Source organism: Pseudobacter ginsenosidimutans, from assembly GCF_007970185.1.
Lineage (GTDB): Bacteria > Bacteroidota > Bacteroidia > Chitinophagales > Chitinophagaceae > Pseudobacter > Pseudobacter ginsenosidimutans.
Genome location: NZ_CP042431.1, coordinates 4,874,702 through 4,893,961, shown reverse-complemented (window position 1 = coordinate 4,893,961; position 19,260 = coordinate 4,874,702). Strand labels below are relative to the sequence as shown.

Below are 19,260 nucleotides of genomic sequence, written 5' to 3'. Positions count from 1 at the left end.
CATCACATTAAAAAAGTATACAAATGAAAACAGTCATGTTCTTCATTTTCCTCATCACAGCGCAATGCACCATCCAGGCGCAGTCTGTGATAGATAAACTCGGTAAGAAAGTTGAAAGGAAAGCAAAACAGCGGGCGGACAGAAAAACAGACAGGGCAATAGACAAAGGCCTGGATGAAGTGGAGAATGTGTTCAATGGAAAAAGGAAAAAGAGCAGTAGTGATAAAAATGAAAAACTGGAAAACGAGCCAGCACAAGGCTCCGGCCAGACCAGCGGCTTTGCCGCTTCCTCCAAATATGATTTCGTACCCGGCAACAAAGTGATTGCCGTGGAAGATTTCATGCAGGATGCCGTTGGTGATTTTCCTGCGAAATGGAATACCAATGCCACAGGCGAGATCATGACCGTTAACGGAGACGATGGACACTGGCTTGCATTCACCGGCAAAGGCGCTTTCACACCGGACTTCATCAACGATATCCCCGAGAACGCCACTATCGAATTCGATCTGAATGTTAGCCCTTCCTACAACTACTACAACGATGCATTGTTCATTTGTATAGCCGAATCCCGCAGCAAGAATGATTTCACCAACTGGATGCATTTCGGACGCCCTACCCTCTCCGGCATCCGGCTGGAACTGCACCCGCAGGATGCAGGCTCACAAGCCCTCGGCAAAACCGCCATTTCCATTTACGAAAAAGGTAAACTCACCATGACCAATAAAACCAATGCCGTAGCAGCTTTCAACCGGAACAAACATAAAGTGCATATCGCCATGTGGCGGCAAAAACAACGGCTGCGCATCTACGTGGGGGAAACCAAATTGTGGGACCTTCCCCAGGCATTCGTTCCCGGTAGCCATTACAACAAACTCGTTTTCTGCACCAGACAAAGCAAAGCCGGCGAATACTTTTTTATCTCCAATATCCGCGTTGCCATTGGCGATCCCGACACCCGGCATAAGCTCCTTACCGAAGGCAGGTTCTCCACTTCAGGCATTTACTTCAATACCGGTTCCGCAAGCATCCGTTCTGAATCCCATGGCATACTCAAAGAGATTGCACAGATCATGAAAGAGCATGAGGACCTGAAACTTCAGATCATTGGCCACACAGACAATTCCGGAAATCCCAATGCCAATCAAACACTTTCCGAACATCGCGCTGCATCCGTGAAAAAATACCTGAACGACAGTTTTGGTATCAACAACAACCGGTTGACCACCGCCGGCAAAGGTTCCAGCCAGCCCATTGCAGACAACCGATCAACAGAAGGAAAAGCACAGAACCGGCGAGTGGAATTTGTAAAACAATAATCATTACAAGCCATGAAATCATTCCTACTCTTTGGTATGCTTGCACTGCAATCCCTTGCTATCAACGCACAACCACCGGCAAAAAAAGATACAACCTTGCGTGGCGGCTGGTGGACCGGCAGCGGCGCCCGCCCACAACTGATAGCACCCGTATTGCAAAATCCGGAAAAGAAAAAAGAGATACAGCCCAAACAGACCATTTGTTTCGATAAACGTTTCTTCATACTCGGAGAGATCCAGGAACAAGTGATCAACTGCTGTTTCCTGCTCAACAGCGAATCCGGCATCAGCGGTTCCGTTCCTCTCTACGATGCTGACTGCAAATGTGAATTCGATATTCACAAACCGGGATTTCAATTCCTGCTGACTACCAAAAAAGGAATTGAATTCCGCTACTTCAACAGGGAAGAAAAAACAGGAAACGATCAACCTAAACAGATCAAACATTATGTGATCACCGGCAATACTCATCATGAACAAATGGATGATGTGGCCGATCAAAAGATCCTGTTGCTCAAAGAAGGCAGTTATCGTGAATGCCTGAACGGCCAGGTAAAAGCGAGGGAATACACTACCGGCGACGGCAAATCCAGTCTGTTCCTGGCAGGCGATAATTATCCGAAAGAACTGATCATAAAGGATCATCTCGGCGCTTATGGTCTCGGACATATCCGCACAACAGCAGGACATTACCTGGTACTGGCGCACACGCGCGGAACGCAGTTCAATATGGCCGTAAGGGAGATCGAAAATTTAGGAACACCGGCACATTGTTTTTCTACTGCCCCTTTCTCTGTTATGGAATCGGAAGAGATCCCGTTAGCTATGAATGATGCCGAAGAAAGGGAAAGAAAACTGGAAGAGAAACTGAGCCGCGGGAATTCGTCCATCTACCCCTGTGCTTCCAAAAAAGCGGAGGCCACAGCATTCAAGCTGGCCGCCACAAAAAAGGAAAAAGAAATACTGGGCAAACTGCAGCATGAGAAAATAAGGGCCACCAGTGAAAGTGATATGTACAAGCTATCTGCCATGTACAATCCTGTTACACTTATTGCAATTGAACGAAGGGAACTGGAACACAAACTTTGTGTACTGGAAAACGATATTTCCAACAGCAGGCTCAGCGCTAAACAAATGGAAAGAGCCAGCAGACAGGTGTTTTGCTGGGAGAACAAGATCGCTGTATACAAACGACTGGAAGATCTCTGGAATGAAATCGAATCAAAGTATAAAGACGATCCCAAAAAACTCGCCAAAGCCCGTGGCGAATTCCAGCGGGATGAACTGTTACCCGGGATCAAAGAAGCTCAATGCAAACCTTAAAAAAAGGGTGTTTGATGGCGCGGATACCACCAGCCTGGCCGGGTTTTCTCAACTACCGTTGAAGTGGATAGGAAATTCACTTTTCAGGAAGTGACCTGAGGGAAGCCCTACTACCGGAAGGCAATTCTTCCTGAACAAGAAATAAAGAAAAATGCTGCCTCTTTTTCCAGGAGACAGCATTTGCATTTTATCATTTCATGAGACGAATTACACTGGTTGCATTTCCTACCACTACTTTCAATACATAATATCCCGGAGGCCAGGAAGAAGTGAGTACGTCAAGGCTGTTTTCTCCTTCCTTCACCTGAAAACTTTTCACATATACAGGAGTTGAAGCGTAGGAAAAAACGGTAACAGTGGCTGCTCCGGCTTGTTTGGAATAAACCTTCAACAACATCCGGTCTTTAACCGGATTGGGATAAGCCGAAAGTGATAGATTTTCTTCTATCCGGATCGTATCCTGCGGATTGATCCCTGCAAAGGCCCCTGCATCAGCGCCGATATCTACCGGTGTCATATCAGCGCGAAGCTGTCCATCAAAATCATACAATGTGGTGAACGTATTGATCCCCGCGCCTTCAGCCGGGTTGGTTTGCTGGAGATGAAGATCTGTTTCACCCAGCACAGCACTGCTATTCCTGAATGCGGGATCAGCCACAAAGGAATGCATGTCCTGTTTTGTGAGTGCACGCCAGTTACTAAAGCTTTCATCGCGTGTGGCGCCGTATCCATCAAAGATCTCGTTTTCCTTCGGACACATATACAAATTATGATCGGATACGAAATTGGCGAGATCATTTCCATATGATTTCATGATGCTATGCTTGCCATTTACACCGGCAGCATTGCTACGGTTGTTCACTATGATATTGTTCGCCAGCAATCTCTTTTGCTGTGATGGCTCAAACAACAAGAATCCGGTTGAAAAATGATCCATATTGTAACCCGTAATGCTGCTCTCCCCTGTAATCAGAATGGTATTATGGAGGTATTGATTATTTCCTGCCCTGTTTACAATACCTATGAAAGGAATGCATAAGGGATTTGATTTTCCGGTTTTGAATGTTCCCAGGAAAATAATGTTGTTATCCACTGTGGTAGTGGCCTTCGCATCATAAATGGTAATGCCCGCTACACGCACACTTGTATAATAGTTGATATAAGGGTCCTCTGAAGTAAGGTGATGGATATAATTCCTGCTGAGATGGTGAGTTACCTCCTGTCCATTTGCATTTTCAACATAGATGCCCGTAATTTCGGTATTTCGCGAATCGGACGCTCTGGCCTGCTGCAGGTCGTAAATTTCATTTTCAAGATATTCAAAACTGCTGCCCTTTCTGGAAAAATGGAAAACACAGATCCCGGACACTTCCGGTGAATAATTGGTGCCATCCACTACGGAAAGAGACCTGATTTTATTGGCCTTTATTTTTACTTTACTCAACCCGTGCGCGGCATAGAAGATCCCCGCTGAAGTAGAGCCGCTTCCGGATTGAGTCACTCTCAATTCTTCAATAAGATTGCCGGCGATGGTAAGCGTGTCGCTCAGGAAATTACTACCGCCTGTAACCCTGATACCGCTGAGGTTTGAGGTACTATTGTTCAAAAAATTCCGGATGGTATTATTCCGGATCGTCAGCTGGGATATAGCGCCCCCTGAAATAAAAATGCCGGACAATTCAAAATAACCCGACGATACCTGCTGTGATGAAAATCCGCCGATGGAATTTCCTTCCACCAGAACAGAATCACCCACCAGGCTGGTAAGATTCAATGCCCGGCAATGACCGTCTTCAGGTCTGTTGATACGGATACTGTTTGCATCATTGATCAATCCCAATTCGTTGTTGAGTATCTTGCCATTGAAATAAACCTCTCTGCTGATCATATAATCGCCGATCATGATCATGGAATGTTGATTCATAACCGCCGTCAGTAAGAGATTGGCGATAGTATTATGAGCTATCGTAACAGGTTTGGCGCGGCGATTTGTTCCTACCACAACTATACCCTGAAAACGGAAATCACCGCTGTATTCCGAATAGCTTCCGGCGGCCTTAGGCCCAGAACCGCCAATAAAATTATGCTCTATCAAATGCCCGCCAAAAAAACTCTCACTGATCATGATCCCTCCCGCTTCAACATTGTAACGGACTTCCGAAAAAGTCCTGGGAGCAGTTTGGTAGATACTATTGTTGGTGATCACCATACTATCTGTATTGGCGCCTCCTAAAATGCTGTAGCTTCGTTCGAGGTGGCTGAAAATATCGATAAAATTACAACCGTCTATCACGATGCCCTTGTTGGGTTTTTCATATTCTCCCGCACTATACACGCCATTCTGCGGATGGGTAGCCCCCGCCGTTATATCACAGTTCTCTATCCGGTTAAAATTGTTTCCTGTGGCGGAATCTGAGCCACCGAAATGTATAACACCACTAAACTGGTTCCGGATCACACTTTTTATTGTGAGGAACTTTAACTGATTCCAGGAAGAACCATGCCAGTAGCGGAAGGTATTCCCGGACATATTGGTGTTCTCGAAACTGAGCTCCCCTTTATTTCCCTGTCCGCCGGGTCGTCCGTCAATGATAAATCCCGCCACATTCAGTAGATTGAAAATGGTCAACGGATCATCACCCGCAACACGGATATTGATGGCTCCAGGTTCAGGCCGCAGTGTGATGGTCCGCGTTTCTCCACTGCAGGGTATGGTCTTACAGGTCAATGGAAAACTCTCCACATTACTCTGGTAATTGCTCTGCAGTTCAAGGACCACATTACCTTTCACTCCATTTTCGGAGAGATGGTCCAGGGCCTGTTGAATGGTTGAATAATTGCCACCCGGACCAATTTTGTACTCCCCCGTCATCCCGGTAGAACATTGCGCAAATAGTGAAGAATTAAACTGAAAAAATGCAAAGAAAAGAAAGATGAAAAGGCTTAGGGAACGGACCATTGAACTGTATTTTCGGGAAAAATACTTCAAAGACCTGAATTCACAAAACAACGACCCCCAAATACCCGGTTGAGCGCTCTCTCCTGTATTGACTCATATAATTATTCAAGTGATGCTAAAAAATTCTCCGGCTGTATATTATTTTTACCCCACCTTATGAAAAAGAAAACAGTTTTAGCCCTAACCCTCATCATTTCCATTTTTCCTGCATTTGCACAGGAGAATTCTTATCAGTTGATCCCCTACCGGAAAGGTAAACTCTGGGGATACTGCGATTCCAAAAAGAAAATACTGATACAACCTGTCTGGGAAGAAGCCAGGTGGTTCTTTCGTTTCGAAGCAACGGATGGACTGCCTGAACAACGCATCGGTATCGTAAAAAAGAAAGGTAAATATGGACTGATCGATCGCCATGGAAAAGTGTTGGCACCCTGCCAGTACGATATTGCAGAAGCCGATGCCCGGACTTTCTACCTTGTCCGGGACAAAAAAAGTTATCTGTATCATGTAGATAACAAGAAAACTGAACAGATCTCCGGAGACCCCGTACACTCGCCGCAGATAGAAGAACTCATCGGGTATCCGGTAAAATACAATGTACAGGAAATCTCCAAAGGAAGATTCAGGATCATCAAAGAGAAGCCTGTATTCACCAATGGCAAATACATATACAATAAAACAGACAGTCTCGATTATGAAGCCGATGCAATCTACCAGTTTGCAGATCACAATGGCACAGATTCCGCTTTTTATATTGTAAAAAATGGTAAAAAAGGACTCATTACTTTGGGAGGAACACAATTACTGGAGCCCGTATTCGATTCACTGGTGCGTAAGCATACGGTTACTGAGCTGGGTACTGAAGCTGTATTCTGTTTAAGGAACCGGCAATGGGAGATCGCATACCCTTTCGCGAAAGGAGATGCATTGAACACTCCACCCAGGCCTGTAGAAGGAGAAATCCATTTCGGATCAGCCTGGTCAACCGTTCTGCTCAAAAACAAACAAGGCTGGGGATTACTGTCTGCGAATGGAGACATCCTGATTCCAACGGTGTACGATTCGCTTGTTGACCTGAAATACCAGGAAGTGTTCGGACTTAAGAAGAATGGTGTCTGGACGATAAAGCGGCTCGACAACAACACAGTGAACAACCATAAATTCCTTGACGTAAGGGCTGAAAAAGGCCAGTACATTTCCGCGAAACGGCTGGACGGAACCTGGATACTTATGTTGGAAATTGATAAGGAAATTTTCCCGCATAAGAAATTATACGGAAGCTATAGCCCTTACTTCAAAGATTTTCTTTCAGTGTATGAAGACCCGAATGGAGAAAGGCTACTGGGGTTTGCACATAGCAATGGGACCCGCTACTGGGATTGATACGATTTTTGAATTCCTATTATTGCAAAGGCGTCTCAACATTTTGTGAGACGCCTTTTTATTGTGGTAAAGGAGTTCAGGCTATAACAGTTTATTTCTCTGTCTTGAATATTTCACTCAGTTTTTCCGACAATTTTCCATCACGCAGATCTTTCCCGATGATCACACCATCCGGGTCCAGCAAGAAGTTCAGCGGTATCCATGATATATTGTATTGCAGAGCCACAGCACTCTCGAAGCCTTTCAGTTCACTAAGCTGGATCCAGGGCAGCTTATCGTGATGAATGGCATCCATCCATTTTTTCCTGTTGTCGTCTATGGACACAGAAACAAATTCCAGTTTTTCATTTTTGAATTGCTCATACGCTTTCAGTAAATGAGGGTTTTGTGCACGGCATGGCCCGCACCAACTGGCCCAGAACTCAACCAGAACATATTTTCCTTTGAAAGAAGACAAACGGACCGGTTTTCCGGAAGTATCGGGAATATTGAAATCGAGCGCAGGACGGCCAATGACCAGCGACCTGGCTGTAATTACTTTGTTCCTGATGATCTTTCCTTCAGTAGAATTTTGAAGCGCGGGCGTCAACCTGTTCAATGACTCTTCGACAGTCAGAGGGTCATGCTGGTCGAACGATATCATAGCCATGTTGAACAATAATTGCAGGCTTAACAGGGAAGCCGTATGCTTTTCAATAAAGGCAGTTTCTATACCGTTGATCTTTCCCATGATGCTATCGCCTCTTTTCTGAAAAAATGCAATACTGTCTTTTTTCGCCCCTTCCTCACCGGCCAATACAATCTGCATCCAACGCTCACCATTAGCCGCAAGTGCCGACATCTGCGGCTGTTTTTCCTTTTCCAGTAACGCAAATTCCTCCTGCACCTTCGGGCCTTTCACAGTTGCCTCCTGCAGCTTCACCGATCCCCTTACTGTAGTAGTTGAGCCGGGCGTAACATAAACTTCCACTACATTTTGATCAGACATAGGAATTGGTACAGCATCTTCTATCTGCTTCTTAGTTACAGCCAGCAGGGAGGCCCTGGCAAAAAGATAGTCCTCATAAATATCATTCTTAAATTCAAACTTCCCTCCTTTCACAATGGCAGAGTCAAACTGCCGTTTACTCCCCGATTGCCAGGCCAGGAAAACCTTTCCTTCCTGGATTTCCGTTAAGGTTCCTTTGATTACAAATGACCTGTTCTTTTGCTGTGCAGGCAATGCGCCGCCCAGCATCACCAATACTGCAGTGATGATGCACAATCTTAATGTTTTCATTTTTCTATTTATTTTTTATATCCGGGATTCTGATCGAGTTTGGTGTTGATCCTTATTTCCGACTGTGGCACCGGGAACAGCACATCGGTAGCCTGCCAGGTGCTACCCTTGATATCTTTGAGGATGGCGTCTGCAATGCCCAATCGTTTTATATCGAACCAACGATGCCCCCATTCAACGAAGAATTCTATTTGTTTCTCATGATATATAGCTTCGAGCAGATCAGGTTTACCAATATTGGGATTGGTATCATCTATCAATGTGATACCTGCTTTTTCACGGACCCTATCCAGATCAGAGATAGCGCCGGCCAGATCATCCTGCTGCGCCCTTGCTTCAGCCCTGATCAGATATTGCTCGGCCATCCGGAGCACAATATTGTATTCGATGCCATTGCTTGCATAGGCGATCTTATACTTGTAAGGCGCATAACAATCTTCACCGTTAGCCGTATAATGACGTGTCCAGCTATTCCTCCTGAGATCATTGGCTTCAAAAGCCGCCATCAGTGTTGGGGTGAGAGAATATCCTGAGAGAAAGAACAAACTGAAATCAGGCGTATTCCAGGAGCCTGTAATGCCAGGTGCAAACTGCAGGATGGTCTCGGTACTGCCGGGAGAAAAAGTAGCGTTTACAGATGCCAGTTGGTAACCACCTTCTGTGATCACCGTACCGGCTGCCGCTTCAGCCGCCTCATAATTTCGTTGGAAAAGATATACCCTTGCCAATAATGCAGTGGCAGCATACCTGTTGGCACGTAATTTATTCACGGAAGTATAGCCGGGCTGAAGTCCCTGTTCTGCATCCTTAAGGTCTTTCACTACCTGATTCAATACAGTAGCGGTGTCGGACCTGCTGATCATGGCATTGGCAGTGTAATCAGTGGTCAGTGGCATGGCAACAGGACCATACTCACAAGTGAGATAGAACAGGTTCAATGCCCTGATGAATTTGGCTTCGCCAGACAAACGGTCTCTCAAACGGGTATCGAGTTCTGTGGAAGCCCCGAGGTTCTGGATAATAGCATTGGCATGATAGATGATATTGTAGGCATTGCTCCAGTTGGTTTGTATATCTGCATTATCCACGGCAATATCATTCGATGCAAATGGCTGGTATCGCGCAAGGGTTGTAGGATACAATTCATCCGAACTCAGGGCAGGAAGCAATGTAGCGTAACCAGACAATGCGCCATACATGAACATCCCTATAAAACTGTTCTGCTGGCTGTAGAGCCCTATTACCGTGGCTTCCGCAGAGGCAGAGTCCCTGAAAACATCTCCTGTTACCAGTTGATCGATTGGATTATCGATCTCTATATGTTTCTCGCAGGCAGTGAACAGAAGCATGCCTGCAATGGAAAAAGTATAAATGGAAAACTGCAATATTTTTTTCATGTCGATCATTTAAAATGATAATTGTAATCCGAAGACAACTGTTCTTAATGGAGGTGTGGATTGCAGCGCCTGCGATTCAGGATCACCCACTTCATAGCTGGTGATGGTGAGCAGGTTCTGTGCCTGTACGTAAACGCGTGCATTATTCATCTTCCATTGTCTTACCCATTGGTCTGGCAACATCCATGAAAGCTGCACATTTCTCAGCCGGATGAAGGAAGCGTCTTCATAGGGTCTGTTTGAATCCCACATCATATTGCTCCAGGAAAAATAGGCATCTCCATAAGTTTGTGTCAATCGCTGGAAAGGGGCATCATCGCCGGGTTTGGTCCAGAATCCGGCCATCTTTACAGGGATATTGCTCATGCCTCCGGGTGGCCCTCCCACTTCATTCAGGTAACTGAAACCTGTTTGTTTGCGAAACGAGAACAGGAAATCGAATTGCCAGTTTTTGTATTTGATCGTATTCGAAAGACCACCATAATATTTCGGATTGAGACTGCCCAGTACCTGGTAATCATCGGCAGGAACAAACATACCATCCTTGTTCTTATCTTCCAGTTCACTCAATCCTGTTTCAGGATTCACGCGCAGGTACCGGTACTTGTAGATCAGGTCCAACGGCTCTCCCACTACATACGTGTTGCTGTAGGAGGAATTCTCCAGATCGTCAAAAGACTCGAGTTTATTTTTGGGTAGTGTGAGATTGAAACTGGTGGTCCAGGAGAAATCCTTCACATCGATATTATTGGTATTGAGTGTCAGCTCCCATCCTGTGTTGCTTACTTTGGCAGGCAGATTCTTCACTACATTGGTGAAGCCCGTAACCGCCGGAAGCTGATACTGCACCAGCGGATTGGAACTAAGGTTATGATAATAGTTGGCAGTAACGAACACTTTATCCTTCACAAAACCGAGTTCCAGGGCCACTTCAAATTTGTTCGACTTCTCCCAGTGATATTCTCCGTTGAATAATTTCGCAGGATACAAACCAGAGCTACCATCATAAGTATAGGTGGGCGCCATCCAGGTATCGAGGAACTGGTAATTAGCAATCTTATCATTGCCCGTAATTCCATAGCTGCTGCGAAGTTTACCGAAGCTCAGCCAGGGCGCTTGTTCATTAACGATAGATTCGCCGGAAAATAACCAGGCAGCGCCTACTGAACCGAAATTGGAAAATCGTTTATCAGGCCCAAATCTGCTGCTGCCATCCCTTCTCACTGCAGCATTGAGGATGTATTTGCTGTTATGGTTGATATTCAGTTGCGCAAATGCAGCTTCATAGCGGTATTCCGATCTGTACCTGGTGGCGTGCACGGCGGTGTAACCCATGAGGGAGGTCATGAGATTATCACTATTGTAGCCTGCTGCGCGGATCATATTCCCTTCGCCATTATTGGATTGATAACTGCCTCCGAGCAACAGGTTGATCTTCGACCCTTTTACCTGTGTATTGTATTCCAGTTGTGGTTCGATGATCTGGCTTACAAACTCATTCGTATTGAACTCGGAAACACGTTGCCCGAAACTCAGCGGATTGGCGCCGGATTTAGGTCCCAGCCCCATCTCATTAGTGTGAATGGCACTGTACCCGAGATTGGTGCGGATGGTAAGACCTTTCAGGATTGCATAGCTCAATTGTAATGAACTGGTAAGATTTTTTGTTTTGAGTTCATAAGTATTGTTCAGGAAAGCTACAGGATTGGGCAGCAGTCCATCCTGTGTAATGATGCCACCCTCATTCCAGGCAAGATTGCCTGCTTCATCATAAACGCGGAGATTTGGTGGTAAAGACATACGGTTTGCCAGGTCAACAGTGATCAGGTTATTGGTGCCGGAGGAATAAGTTCCGGTAATGGTTGCTTTGAATTTCTGATTGCGGGAACTGGTGCCCATGCTGAAATGCATGGAGCCGGTCTTATCCGCACTGTTTCCAGGCAGTACTGTACCCTGGTGACGGTAATTGGCAGAGAGCAGGTAGTGCACCGTTTGGCTTCCTCCGGAAAAAGACAGGTTGGCGTTGGTGAATGAGGCAGTATTCCCGGATATGAGTTTGTTCATGTCTGTATACCTGGTGGTGTCCCACACGAGAAGATCATATGCGTTGGCTTCAGTTGGCGTCATTCCATCGCTTTCAAAAGCGGCTTTACGCATAGCCACATATTGGGAGGTAGAAAGATATTCCACTTTCCTTGCCACATTGCTTATACCCGTACTGATATTGACGTCCAGTTTAGATATGCCGGATCTTCCTTTCCTGGTAGTGATGATGAGAACGCCGTTTGCACCTCTTGAACCATAGATTGCAGTGGCGTCAGCACCTTTCAGTATTTCGATACTTTCTATATCATTAGGATTAAGGCTGCTGAAAGGGCTCATACCATGCAGGCGGCCGCCATTGTAGAGCCTGTTCTGATCCGGGGCCCCCAATGCAGACCATTGCCGGTTGATGGGATCATTATTTGTTGGCATAGGTATCCCATCTATGATAAACAGCGGTTGATCATCAGAGATAGTTTTGTCGATAGAGGTCCGTCCCTGTATCTCCACTTTGAACTGACCACCGGGCAGCCCGTTGGTTTGTGTTACTACCAGACCAGGCACCTTTCCATCCAGAACAGCCAGCGGATTGGTAACAGGTTGCCGCTCTATCTGCTCAGAGGTTACTTTGCTGATATTACCGGTATTGAGCCGTCTTGTGGTAGTACCATAGGCTTTCACGATCACCTCATCCAGTTTGGAATCGCTTGTTTTCAACACCACTGCACCCATTTCGGGTTTAGCCTTCACTTCAATGGGTTTGTATCCAACCGAAGAAAAAACGAGTGAGGTGCCGGGCTCCACAGTAAGGGAGAATCTTCCATCTTCCAACGTGGCCGTTCCATTCCCTGTGCCCTTGATAGTAACGGAACCGGTGAGTGGTTCTCCTTTTTCATTCACGATCCTTCCCTGCACTTTGATCGGACCCGGATCTGTTGAGGCATCGGGCGATGCATTACTCTTTTGTTGTTTCCTGGTCAGGAAAATGGTTTTCGCCTGCACTACAAAGTCCAGTGTTTGTTCCCTGAAAACAGTTTGCAGGAAATCCATCAGTGGCATATTGCGCACGTTCAGGGTAACTGCTTTGGCTTCTGCCATCAGTTCATCGTTGCTGAATAGCACATAGCCTGTTTGCTTTTTTACGGCGGCAAAAACCTGTTTGAGGGTGAGGTTCTTACCGGAAAGCGTTACCGTCTGCGATATACCGGTGCCATGCGCAGATAGCATCACAGCAAAAAGCAGGAAAAAGCTCAGTTTCATCATTCTCATCAATTGAGCAGGTTTTGGCATAGATTTGCTTTGTTTGGTTGGTTTAGAAATTGGCTCGACACCTTTTTTACGATCAATTGAACATTGGCCGGAAGTGTGTCCAAGCACTTCCGGTTTTCTTTTATCGTTTATTTCCGGGCAATAAGCAAGTTTTCCGGCCACAGCGGAAGCTGCGACAGCAGTATCGTTGATGAAATTATACGGCAAGGAGAAAGTTCTGTTCCTATGGAAGCACCAAGAGTTTCTTTCCTTCCAATCGCAGCCGGACGCCCGATCTTTCCAGGCCGATCAGCAGTCCGCTCAAAGGCATGTCCCTGGTCATTTCGCCACTGAACCTGATATCGGGAATGCCATGCTGGAATACGGGTTCAATATCATACCATCGCTCCAATTGCTTCAGCACTTCCTGCAGGGAAGCTCCTTCAAAATTGAACAGTCCGTTCCGCCAGGCCATCACCTTTTCCAGGTTTACATTTTTTACAAGCGCTATCCCAACAGCGGCCCCATCCTGATTTGCCGGGATCACAGCCTGCTGTCCGGGTTTCAGCAGTAAATTCCTGTTACTCCTGTTATGCACGCGTACCGCACCTTCCAGCAGGGTGGTATGGATACTGTCTTCATTATCGTAGGCATTGATATTGAAATGCGTTCCCAATACTTCTACCCTGGCTTTGTTGTTCACTGTAACCATGAAAGGCTTGTCAGGATATTTCGCTACTTCGAAATAGGCTTCGCCTGTTATTGCTATTTTCCGTTCAGCACCGGTAAAGACGACCGGATACCGAATTGAGCTGGCGGAGTTCAACCATACATTGGTACCATCAGGTAATTGCAACCTGAACTGGCGGCCACGGGGAACAGTCATGGTATTGAATTGCACTTGTCCATTTTCCATTTTTACAGGATCATAGCTCAGTTGTCCATCTTTCAGCAACACCTGTATACCGTTCTGATGGGCCACTACGCCATTTCCCAGGCTATCGAGCACCACCTCCCTGCCATCGGCAAGTGTGAGCACAGCGCCATCCCTGCCTGGTAAGATCTCTACCGGCGTTTCGGTGATGGCCACCTGATCTTTATTATCATTCAACCAGAAATAAACAGATGTAGTCAGCAAAAGCAATACTGCGGCTGCCGCGGCCCATTTCCGGTAAGACAGTTTGCGGACAGGTATTGCTTTATCAGCAGTGATGATGCCGGCAAATAAGCTGTCCATCTCTTCTACGCTATAGCTTTCAGCATCTGCTGACTGCCAGTTATGGAACTGGTTGATAATGGCGCCAGTATCACCTGGTTCATCAGCAGCGATCATTGCCAGCAACTCCGCATGTTCGGTATCGGTAGCATTTTTGTCGCGTACTTTTTGCAGCAATAACAGCAGCCGTTCATTCATGATACAATGTTTTATGGGTATAGGAAAGGGGTCTTATATATTGTACCGCTTATGGCATGGAAGTCCCTACCGGTACAAAAAAATATTTACGATAGCAGCAAGGCAAGCAGTGCGGCAGGAATGATAATGCCATTATCCTCCAGGTAAGACTGGATAGATTTCAAGGCCCGGGTGAGTGTATTCTTTACTGTTTTGGGCGACAGGCCCATCAGGTCAGCGATTTCATCGATCTTCATGTCAGCTTCTCTCCGAAGCTGATAAACTTTCCGTGCCTGTGCCGGGAGTGCCTGCACAGCCTGCCGGATCAGGCGAGATGTTTCGAGGAACAGTGTATTCTCAAGTGTGGAGTTGGCAGTACCGGCAATTTGTGTATCGTTAAGTTTCAGTTTGGCACTTGATCTGACACCCTGATCCCGCAGCCATTTGTAACAGCGGTAATGAACCATCCGGAAGATCCATTTTTCAGGATGCTGTACGTCGGGAAGTTTTTCTCTGCTGATCCAGAGGAGTAGAAAGATGTCCTGAATCAGATCTTTCACTGCTGCTTCTTCGCCAATGATCGATCTGATCAATGGCCTGATGCGCGGAGTGTAGCGCTCAAAGAGTTGCCGGAACGCGGTTTCATCACCTTCTGCGATGAGCCGGAACAGTTCTGTATCTTCATAAGCAGTATATGCAGTGTCCAAAATTAACAGTCAGGGTTTGAGCTAAAAATACAAATTAATATCAAATCGGATTAAGATGTGTGCAGTAGCACACTGAACTGAAGTCGGCCCAACCAGCAATCCCAGCCATAAAACCGGCATTTGCAATTACTGTACTAATTTTACCATTATGCATTCCGGAACCTTCTTAAAAAGCACACCCCTTCTTGATGATACTTTCTTTGAAAACACAGAGGTATTCATCACAGAGCACAATGAAAAAGGTGCAATGGGATTTGTAGTGAATATACCATTCCTCCGTAGATTCAATGAACTGGAAGAGTTCAAACACAGTGCTCCTTTTCCCATGTACGATGGTGGTCCGGTAGACCGTGAGCATCTTTTCTTTCTTCACCAACGGCCCGACCTGATCAAAGGCGGCACACCTGTTACCGGCAATATTTGTCTGGGCGGTGATTTCAGGGAAGCTGTCCGCCTGATCAATAACAAAACACTCACAGAAATGGATATTAAATTGTTCATTGGTTATTGCGGCTGGAACGATCAGGAACTGGAAGCAGAAATTGAGGAAGGGAGTTGGGAAATAGTAAAAGAAGGAAATGTTTTCATCAGTAAATAAGCCCGTCCACTTATTGTCTACCTGTTTGCTGCCCCTTACCCTATCTTCCAGCGCATATCCCTGCCTGATACCTCGCAAACTATCTGGCTGGGAATATCCGGTATAACCCAGATCAATTAAGTACATCAAATGCGTCTATACTACAAGATGCGCCGGCGCTATAGATTCTTTGCAAAAATCCATAAACATACATCAGAAACGCAACTCATTCATGGTTCCGATTTGATTATCGAATATCTTTGCGCCTTCAACCCATTACTAAAACCAAACCCCAAACTACCCTCATTGTTTATTTCATTTCTTTTTTCAGCTCTCATTTTTACTTGTTTGTAAAACCCTGAAGATCCAGGGCAGTACCGGCTTTCATTCCTGCTTATCGGGTATGTAATGCCGGTAGTAGCTTCGATATTCAGCAATTCCTATCCTTTGAAGCAACAAGTTTTTTATAATTAAGACGTTTACATTTTTCCATTTACGATGTAACGTCTTTCTTGATGAAAGTCAAATCTAAATACTTATGACCCCTAATTTTACCCGACATTTTTTTTGGTTCTTCTTTCTACTATCAACATTGACAAATCTCAATGTCAATGCTCAGAGTTACACAGAGAATTTCGACAACATTTCATTACTGACCGGCAATGGTTGGTATATCCAGAATAACAGTAATCCATTGGGTGGTAATACCTGGTTCCAGGGCACTCCTACTACTGCTACACCTGACCCCGGTCCTTTTAACGCTTATAATGGAGTCAACAACGCTTATATTGGAGTAAATTTCAACAGTACAACCGGAGGCACAGGAACTATCAGTAACTGGTTGATCACTCCTAACCGAACCTTGCGCAATGGAGATGTTTTTACTTTCTGGACCAGGAGACCAACCACGCCTGTTGGTGGTACCGAATATCCTGACAGACTGGAAGTACGCCTCAGTACCAATGGAGCCAGCACCAATGTAGGAACCTCACACGTAAGCTTTGGAGATTTCAGCACCTTACTCCTTTCTGTAAACCCTACGTTGGTAACCAATGTATATCCCAGTATATGGACACAATATACCATTACGATTTCCGGATTACCTGCTCCCACTTCAGGAAGGATCGCATTTCGCTACTTCGTAACAGGTGCGGGTCCAATGGGAAGCAACAGTGATTATATCGGAATCGATAACGTTGTCTACACGCCATATGTGTGCCCGGCATTTACGCTCAGTCCTGCCGCCGGCGCCTTTACCGGTGGCACTGCAGGTAGCAGTTATTATCAAACACTCAGTCAGACAGGAGCACTTGGCGCACCAAACTTTGCTATTACTTCCGGAGCTCTTCCTCCCGGCCTTACGCTTAGTGCAAACGGCACCATCTCCGGAACACCCACAGCAACAGGAACATTCAATTTTACTGTTACTGCATCTGATGCCAGCGGTTGTTCCGGGTCCCAGCCTTATTCGATCACCGTTGTTTGCCCTGCAAATCCTATTTCATTCCAGCCACAGGAAGTCTGCGGAAATATCATTGTTGACCTGGCTGGCATGGCCTCTCCTGCCGGCGGAACATTCTCCGGAACAGGAGTAATCAATGGGCAATTTGATCCTTCTGTTGGTACGCAGACTGTCACATATGACATTACAGATCCATATGGCTGTGCACATTCATCAAATACTGTTTTCACAGTAAATGACCCGGGTGTTACTTCAGTTTCGCATGAAAGTCAAGCTATCTGCAGTGGCAATGACATTATTCCTATTATTGGGTCCAGCACAATTCCCTACGCAGGAATCAGCTGGACAAGGGACAAGGTTGCTGAAGTAACCGGTATCGACGCCAGCGGATCAGGGAATATCAGTGGCCCCCTGGTCAATACAACGGCTGCTCCGGTAACAGTTACTTTCACAGTAACCGGACAGGTCGGCGGATGTTTCACCACAGCCACCGCAACAGTCACCGTTAACCCCGCTCCCGGCGTTACACTTCCATCCAATATTTCATTGAACAACGCAGTAAATACCTGCAGCGCTGTGGCCACTTATACAGCAACAGGAACAGGTACTCCAGCGCCCACACTCAGCTATAGTTTCACCGGGGCTACCACCGGCAGCGGCCATGGCACCGGCAGCGGTTCTACTTTCAATGTTGGCGTAACAACAGTAACACTAACAGCTACCAATAGCTGCGGATCAACCAACAGCTCATTCACGGTAACAGTCAATGACACACAAAACCCAACTATCTCCTGCCCTGCCGCAGTATCTGTCAGCTGTACCGGAGAAATTCCTGTTCCCGATATCAGCAGCGTTATTGCTGCGGATAATTGTCCGGGTGTTGCCGTCACATTCGTGAACGATGTGATCAGCAATCAAACCTGCGCCAACAAGTATACTATAACCAGAACCTATCGGGCTACAGATAATGCCGGCAATACCGCCACCTGCACACAACTCATTACAGTGAACGATCAAACTGCTCCTGTGATCAGTTGCCCTGCCAATATCACCGTAGGCACTTCCGGATCCTGCACCGCCAATGCAAGTTTTACTGTGAATGCAACAGATAATTGCGGCGGTACCGTAACCGTTACCACCTTACCAGTTTCCGGTTCTGCATTCCCCATTGGCGTTACAACCGTAACAGCAACAGCTACTGACGCCTGCGGCAATCAGTCTACCTGTACTTTCACAGTAACTGTTACCGATTCACAGAAACCAGAGATCAATGCACAACCGGCAAATCGTGCAGTCTGCCTGGATCAGAACGCCATTTTCACTATCAATGCAACAGGTGCACAACTGGTGCAGTGGCAGAAAGAACAGGGCCAAACCTGGGAGAATATCAACGGAGAGAATGGCAGCACATTTACTGTTGCCAATGTAACACAGTCGGAAAATGGAAATCGATACAGGGTAATGCTGGTTGGTCCTTGTTCAACTGTTTACTCCGATGTGGTGAGCCTCACTATCAATGAGCCAATCGAGCCAATCATTACCACTGCAACCAATGTATGTGTAGAAGAAAGGAATATTCAATTGCTGGCAACTCCTGCCGGTGGCATATTCAGTGGTACAGGTGTAACAGGCAATAACTGGAATCTTGAAATTCCTGCATTGGGTAAACATACCATCAGCTATACCACTACAGACGCCAATGGCTGTACAGCAAGCACCAGCAAAGTGATTGAGCTCGGCTTCTGCAATGAGAACCGCAGCGTAACCGTGGTACAGGGATACCCTAACCCTACAAAAGGTAAGATTACCCTGAAAGCATTGATCACAGAAGAAGGACAATACAATGTAAGAGCGAATGATTTCAACGGCCGCACCATCTGGAATAAGAAAGTACATCTCCGCATTGGATGGAATGTATTTGATGTGGATCTGACAACACAAAAAGCAGGCTTGTATATTATTACACTTGGAAATGGAAAGGAAAAAGTGAAGATATTGAAGGTTGATTGATAAGATCCGAAACGATCAGGAACCAGGGGTTGCATTATACATTGCAACCCCTGGTTCGTTTATGCAGGAAACAATAATTCAATTCTTTCGAAAAGGAATGTTCAGCATTCAGGAGGAAAATCCCTCTGAAGTAACTTAATTGAAATATTTCGTCATTTCA

Annotated in this window: 11 protein-coding genes; 5 read left to right on the top strand and 6 right to left on the bottom strand. The window is 46.0% G+C overall.

What is annotated here, in order from left to right; genetic code table 11:
• Nucleotides 1–23: 23 nt before the first annotated feature.
• Nucleotides 24–1,319, top strand: a complete 1,296-nt coding sequence (locus tag FSB84_RS19230) for an OmpA family protein (protein ID WP_130539516.1) — start codon at nt 24–26, stop codon at nt 1,317–1,319.
• Nucleotides 1,320–1,331: 12 nt separating this feature from the next.
• Nucleotides 1,332–2,642 carry a hypothetical protein gene (locus tag FSB84_RS19225; RefSeq protein ID WP_130539515.1) on the top strand — a complete coding sequence of 437 codons (1,311 nt, stop codon included), beginning with the start codon at nt 1,332–1,334 and terminating at the stop codon, nt 2,640–2,642.
• 190 nt (nt 2,643–2,832) lie between these two features.
• Here the strand turns inward: FSB84_RS19225 and FSB84_RS19220 are convergent, their stop codons facing one another.
• Complete coding sequence (locus FSB84_RS19220; protein WP_130539514.1) at nt 2,833–5,601, bottom strand: T9SS type A sorting domain-containing protein; 2,769 nt, start codon at nt 5,599–5,601, stop codon at nt 2,833–2,835.
• Nucleotides 5,602–5,757: 156 nt separating this feature from the next.
• On the opposite strand from FSB84_RS19220, the gene FSB84_RS19215 reads away from it, so the two are divergent.
• Nucleotides 5,758–6,984, top strand: coding sequence for a WG repeat-containing protein (locus tag FSB84_RS19215; RefSeq protein ID WP_130539513.1), 1,227 nt, complete (start codon nt 5,758–5,760; stop codon nt 6,982–6,984).
• Nucleotides 6,985–7,075: 91 nt separating this feature from the next.
• On the opposite strand, the gene FSB84_RS19210 is transcribed toward FSB84_RS19215, so the two are convergent.
• The 5 genes from FSB84_RS19210 to FSB84_RS19190 all read right to left on the bottom strand — a co-directional run bounded on the left by FSB84_RS19210 (nt 7,076) and on the right by FSB84_RS19190 (nt 15,051).
• Nucleotides 7,076–8,263, bottom strand: coding sequence for a TlpA disulfide reductase family protein (locus FSB84_RS19210; RefSeq protein ID WP_130539512.1), 1,188 nt, complete (start codon nt 8,261–8,263; stop codon nt 7,076–7,078).
• 8 nt (nt 8,264–8,271) lie between these two features.
• Nucleotides 8,272–9,660: a RagB/SusD family nutrient uptake outer membrane protein gene (locus FSB84_RS19205; RefSeq protein ID WP_158644008.1), complete on the bottom strand. Its 1,389-nt coding sequence runs from the start codon at nt 9,658–9,660 to the stop codon at nt 8,272–8,274.
• Nucleotides 9,661–9,669: 9 nt separating this feature from the next.
• A complete protein-coding gene (locus tag FSB84_RS19200; protein WP_130539510.1) occupies nt 9,670–12,993 on the bottom strand; it encodes a SusC/RagA family TonB-linked outer membrane protein in 3,324 nt (1,107 codons plus the stop codon).
• A 202-nt stretch (nt 12,994–13,195) separates the two neighbouring features.
• Nucleotides 13,196–14,365, bottom strand: coding sequence for a FecR family protein (locus tag FSB84_RS19195; RefSeq protein ID WP_130539509.1), 1,170 nt, complete (start codon nt 14,363–14,365; stop codon nt 13,196–13,198).
• 86 nt (nt 14,366–14,451) lie between these two features.
• The gene (locus tag FSB84_RS19190; protein WP_158644007.1) at nt 14,452–15,051 is read right to left on the bottom strand and encodes an RNA polymerase sigma factor; all 600 of its coding nucleotides are present in this window, start codon (nt 15,049–15,051) and stop codon (nt 14,452–14,454) included.
• A gap of 148 nt (nt 15,052–15,199) precedes the next feature.
• On the opposite strand from FSB84_RS19190, the gene FSB84_RS19185 reads away from it, so the two are divergent.
• Together FSB84_RS19185 and FSB84_RS19180 are read left to right on the top strand one after the other, a co-directional pair.
• The gene (locus FSB84_RS19185) at nt 15,200–15,649 is read left to right on the top strand and encodes a YqgE/AlgH family protein (protein WP_130539507.1); all 450 of its coding nucleotides are present in this window, start codon (nt 15,200–15,202) and stop codon (nt 15,647–15,649) included.
• 571 nt (nt 15,650–16,220) lie between these two features.
• A complete protein-coding gene (locus tag FSB84_RS19180) occupies nt 16,221–19,100 on the top strand; it encodes a T9SS-dependent choice-of-anchor J family protein (RefSeq protein WP_158644006.1) in 2,880 nt (959 codons plus the stop codon).
• Nucleotides 19,101–19,260: the final 160 nt, after the last annotated feature.